At 59.9% G+C, this 4,762-nt stretch carries 4 protein-coding genes; 2 read left to right on the forward strand and 2 right to left on the reverse strand.

Annotated features, from left to right (window positions below; genetic code table 11):
- Window positions 1–89: 89 nt before the first annotated feature.
- Window positions 90–1,550: a D-alanyl-D-alanine carboxypeptidase/D-alanyl-D-alanine-endopeptidase gene (dacB, locus tag QMX86_RS27365; protein ID WP_282387552.1), complete on the reverse strand. Its 1,461-nt coding sequence runs from the start codon at window positions 1,548–1,550 to the stop codon at window positions 90–92.
- A gap of 234 nt (window positions 1,551–1,784) precedes the next feature.
- On the opposite strand from dacB, the gene QMX86_RS27370 reads away from it, so the two are divergent.
- Window positions 1,785–2,129, forward strand: coding sequence for a YggL family protein (locus tag QMX86_RS27370; protein WP_071171591.1), 345 nt, complete (start codon window positions 1,785–1,787; stop codon window positions 2,127–2,129).
- 243 nt (window positions 2,130–2,372) lie between these two features.
- On the opposite strand, the gene QMX86_RS27375 is transcribed toward QMX86_RS27370, so the two are convergent.
- The gene (locus tag QMX86_RS27375) at window positions 2,373–3,563 is read right to left on the reverse strand and encodes a benzoate/H(+) symporter BenE family transporter (RefSeq protein WP_282387555.1); all 1,191 of its coding nucleotides are present in this window, start codon (window positions 3,561–3,563) and stop codon (window positions 2,373–2,375) included.
- Between the two features lie 355 nt (window positions 3,564–3,918).
- Between QMX86_RS27375 and QMX86_RS27380 the strand changes: the two genes are divergently transcribed.
- Window positions 3,919–4,683, forward strand: coding sequence for a GntR family transcriptional regulator (locus QMX86_RS27380; RefSeq protein ID WP_007918375.1), 765 nt, complete (start codon window positions 3,919–3,921; stop codon window positions 4,681–4,683).
- Window positions 4,684–4,762 lie beyond the last annotated feature (79 nt).

Below are 4,762 nucleotides of genomic sequence, written 5' to 3' on the forward strand. Positions count from 1 at the left end.
CGGTCGAACAGTCAATGGGTATTGACTGTTCTGACGTCTTCGCGAGCAAGCTCGCTCCCACAGGGTTTGAAGGTGTTTTCAGAATCCGCTTACAGCACCGAAGCGGTCTGCGGCAGTTTCGGCTGTTTGTACAGATCCAGCAGCACCTGATCGAGCACCGACGAGGCGCCGAACGGGGCTTTGTCGTTGAGGATCGCCACTACCGCCCAGGTATTGCCGTTCACGTCACGGCTGAAACCGGCGATCGCGCGCACGGTGTTCAGGGTACCGGTCTTGACGTGGGCTTCACCGCGCATCGCTGTGGTTTTCAGGCGTTTGCGCATGGTGCCGTCGGTGCCGGCAATCGGCAGCGAGCTGATGTACTCGGCGGCGTACGGACTGTGCCAGGCGGCTTGCAGCATGTTGGCCATCTCACGCGCGCTGACCCGCTCGGCCCGCGACAGACCGGAGCCATTCTCCATCACCAGATGCGGCGCGGTGATGCCTTTCTTCGCCAGCCACTGACGTACCACGCGCTGCGCTGCCCGGGCGTCGTCACCGTCGGCATCGTTGCGGAAACGCTGGCCAAGGCTGAGGAACAGCTGCTGGGCCATGGTGTTGTTACTGTATTTGTTGATGTCGCGGATGATCTCGGCCAGATCCGGCGAGTACGCACGGGCAAGCAGTTTGGCGCTGCTCGGCGTTGGCGCCAGACGATCCTTGCCTTGAATGCTGCCACCCAGCTCCTTCCAGATCGCCCTTACGGCGCCGGCGGTGTAGGTCGCATGGTCGAGCAGCGACAGGTAAGTCTGCGAGCTGCAGCCTTCGCCCAACTGGCCGCCGACGGTTACGGTCACGCTGCCATCGGCCTGCGGCACCGGGTTATAGCGCACGCCGCCGGTGCATTGCTTGGACGGCAGCGCCTTGACGGTGTTTTCGATGCGGATGCTGGCAATCGGCGGCTCAACCGAAATCAGTACGCGGCCACCGTCATTGCGCGCAACAAAGCGCAGGGCCTTGAGGTTGACCAGCAGCGAGTCGGGCTTGACCAGGAACGGCTTGTTGTCGTCGTTGCCGTCATCGTTGAATTCCGGCAATTGCGGCTGCACGAAGAAGTTGCGGTCGAGGATCAGATCGCCGGTGATCTGGGTCACGCCGTTGGCGCGCAGGTCACGCATCAGCAGCCAGAGTTTTTCCATGTTCAGCTTCGGGTCACCGCCACCCTTGAGGTAGAGGTTGCCGTTGAGAATGCCGCCGCTCAGGTCGCCATCGGTGTAGAACTCGGTTTTCCACTGATGGTTGGGGCCGAGCATTTCCAGCGCCGCGTAGGTGGTGACCAGTTTCATCGTCGAGGCCGGATTGACCGAGACGTCGGCGTTGAACACGGTCGGCGTGCCCGGACCGTCGAGCGGCACCATCACCAGCGACAGCGCACTGGGCTGCAACTTGCTGGCCTTGAGGGCTTTTTCGACGTTCGGGGTGAGGGAAGTGTTGATAGTGGCAGCGGAGACAGGCAGGGCCAGAGGCAGAAGAAGGCCGGCGAGAAACAGTGGACGCAACGATTTGATCATATGCAATAAAACCCTGCAAAAGAGGGGAAAAAAGACGAGGACATGGATGAAAAGGCCCTCAGTGGTCATGAAAGTGTCGGCATTATGCCCCAAGCTGTAACAGCTTGTGCCGTGTCGCGACCGGCCAATCGCTTATTTTTTTACAGGCGGTCGGCCGCAGCGACCAGAGAGTCGGGCAATCGCCGGCTTAAACTGGTAAAGTGCCGGCCGTTATTACTTAAGAGGATTGTTCCAATGGCGACTAACCGTTCCCAGCGTCTGCGCAAAAAACTGTGCGTTGATGAATTTCAAGAGCTGGGTTTCGAACTGAACCTGGACTTCAAAGAAGACTTGTCCGAAGAAGCCATTGACGCTTTCCTCGAAGCATTCATCAAAGAAGCCATGGAAGCCAACGGTCTGGGTTATGTTGGCGGCGACGACTTCGGTCTGGTGTGCCTGCAGAAGCGTGGCTCGGTCAACGAAGAGCAGCGCGCTGCCGTTGAAGCCTGGCTGAAAGACCGCTCCGAGCTGACCAAGTACGAAGTCAGCCCGCTGCTGGACGTGTGGTATCCGGAAAAGCCGATCAACGCGGCCAAGTGATACTGAAAAAACGGCGACCTGAGGGTCGCCGTTTTTTTTTCGCCTGGTGTTTAGGTGATACGGCTTGGATTTGATGGTGGACTCGCCCCTCACCCCAGCCCTCTCCCGAGGGAGAGGGAGCCGATCTGTGGGCTTTTCGGGATGTGAGTTCGACTTGGTATACCTTGTCGGCGTATATCTTCCGAGCACCTTGGTCAGTCCCCTCTCCCTTTGGGAGAGGGTTAGGGTGAGGGGCTTTTGATCTTAAGCTCTGCGCCAATTCAAAATCACCAGCGTCAAAACCCCCGCCACAATCCCCCAAAACGCCGAACCAATGGAAAACAGTGTCAGCCCCGACGCCGTGACCATAAAGGTGATCAACGCCGCTTCCCGTTCCTTCACCTCGCTCATGGCAATGCTCAAGCCATTGATGATCGAGCCGAACAACGCCAGCGCGGCAATCGACAGCACCAGTTCTTTCGGCAACGCCGCAAACAATGCCGCCAACGTCGCGCCGAACACCCCGGCAATGCCGTAGAACACCCCGCACCACACCGCTGCGGTGTAGCGCTTGTTGCGATCTTCATGGGCATGCGGGCCGGTGCAGATCGCCGCGCTGATCGCCGCGAGGTTGATGCCGTGGGAGCCGAACGGCGCCAGTAGCAGCGAGGCGATGCCGGTGGTGGTGATCAGTGGCGAGGCCGGGACGTTATAGCCATCGGCACGCAGCACGGCGATGCCGGGCATGTTCTGCGAGGTCATCGCCACCACGAACAGCGGAATGCCGATGCTGATGGTTGCGGCCAGGGAGAAGTGCGGGGTGGTCCACACCGGGGTGGCTACTTCCAGGTGAAAGCCGCTGAAATCCAGCAGCCCCATGAAGCCCGACAGCGCAGTGCCGATCAGCAGCGCCGCGAGCACGGCATAGCGTGGCGACAGGCGCTTGACCAGCAGATAAGTGAAGAACATCCCCAGCACCAGACCGGTACGGTGTTGCGCGGCGACGAAGATTTCGCTGCCGATCTTGAACAGAATCCCTGCCAGCAAGGCCGCCGCCAAAGAGGCCGGGATCTTTTTTACCAGCCGTTCGAAGCTGCCGGTCAGGCCGCAGATCGTCACCAGCACCGCGCACGTGATGTAGGCGCCGATCGCCTCGCCGTAACTGACGCCGCCCAGACTGGTGATCAGCAACGCCGCGCCGGGGGTCGACCAGGCGATGGTGATCGGCGTGCGATAGCGCAGCGACAGGCCGATCGAACACACAGCCATGCCGATCGAAATCGCCCAGATCCACGAGGAAATCTGCCCGCTGCTCAGGCCGGCCGCTTGCCCGGCCTGGAACATCAGCACCAGCGAACTGGTGTAACCGGTCATCATCGCGATGAAACCGGCGACGATGGCGGAAGGCGAAGTGTCGGCCAGAGGGCGCAGGCGGGCGTGGGTGACGTCGGTCATGACGGCGGTGTTCCTTATACCAATGGAGATGTCCGCCACAACACATCCCCCTGTAGGAGCTGCCGAAGGCTGCGATCTTTTGACTTTGATTTTAAGAAGCAAGATCAAGAGATCGCAGCCTTCGGCAGCTCCTACATAAGGGGATTGTGCGTAGAAGGCGGATTCTGCGATCAAGCCTAAACTCAAACGTAACCCAGCGTTGCAATACAGCCGCAGGCGCAAACAGCCGTACAGTCGTGTTGCCACCATTCATTGTGTACAATCGCGCTGTTTTTTACGCGATACTTGCCAGCGACCTACTGTGCCGTATTACAGTCACGGTCTATTCGCCGCAGTTTTCCCGACTCGAGTGCCCATGAACGAACAGTTGCAACCCCTCAAGAAACAACCGCGAGCAGGCAAAGCCGGTCGCAGCGGAACCCAGGACGATATTGTCTACGCGCATATCTTCGAGGCCATCCTCGAGCAGCGTCTGGCGCCCGGTACCAAGTTGAGCGAAGAAGCGCTGGGGGAAATCTTCGGGGTCAGCCGCACCATCATTCGCCGCGCGCTGTCGCGTCTGGCCCATGAAGGCGTGGTGCTGTTGCGGCCCAATCGTGGTGCCGTGGTCGCCAGCCCGAGCGTTGAAGAGGCGCGTCAGGTGTTTCTCGCCCGGCGTCTGGTCGAGCGGGCGATCACTGAACTGGCGGTGCAACATGCCACGGCCGAGCAGATCGCCGAACTGCGGCAGATGGTCAACGACGAGCGCGACAGCTTCTCCCGTGGCGATCGTGGTGCCGGTATTCGTCTGTCGGGTGAATTCCACCTGAAGCTGGCGGAAGCGGCAATGAACGCACCGTTGATCAGCTTTCAGCGCAGCCTGGTGTCGCAGACCTCGCTGATCATCGCCCAGTACGAAAGCGGCAACCGCTCGCATTGCTCGTACGACGAACACACGCAGCTGATCGATGCCATTGAAAAGCGCGACGGCGAACTGGCGGTGAACCTGATGATGCATCACATGGATCACATCGACAGCAAGCTCAACCTCGACGAGGAAGGCGCGTCGGATGATCTGCATGCGGTGTTCTCGCATTTGTTGCAGACCAAGAAGCCGGGGCGTCCAGCGGCCAAGCTCTAAATGACACCGAGTCGTCCCCTTCGCGAGCAAGCTCGCTCCCACATTTGAAATGCATTCCCATGTGGGAGCGAGCTTGCTC

It is taken from the genome of Pseudomonas sp. PS01270, from assembly GCF_029959775.1.
Taxonomy (GTDB): Bacteria; Pseudomonadota; Gammaproteobacteria; order Pseudomonadales; family Pseudomonadaceae; genus Aquipseudomonas; species Aquipseudomonas atacamensis.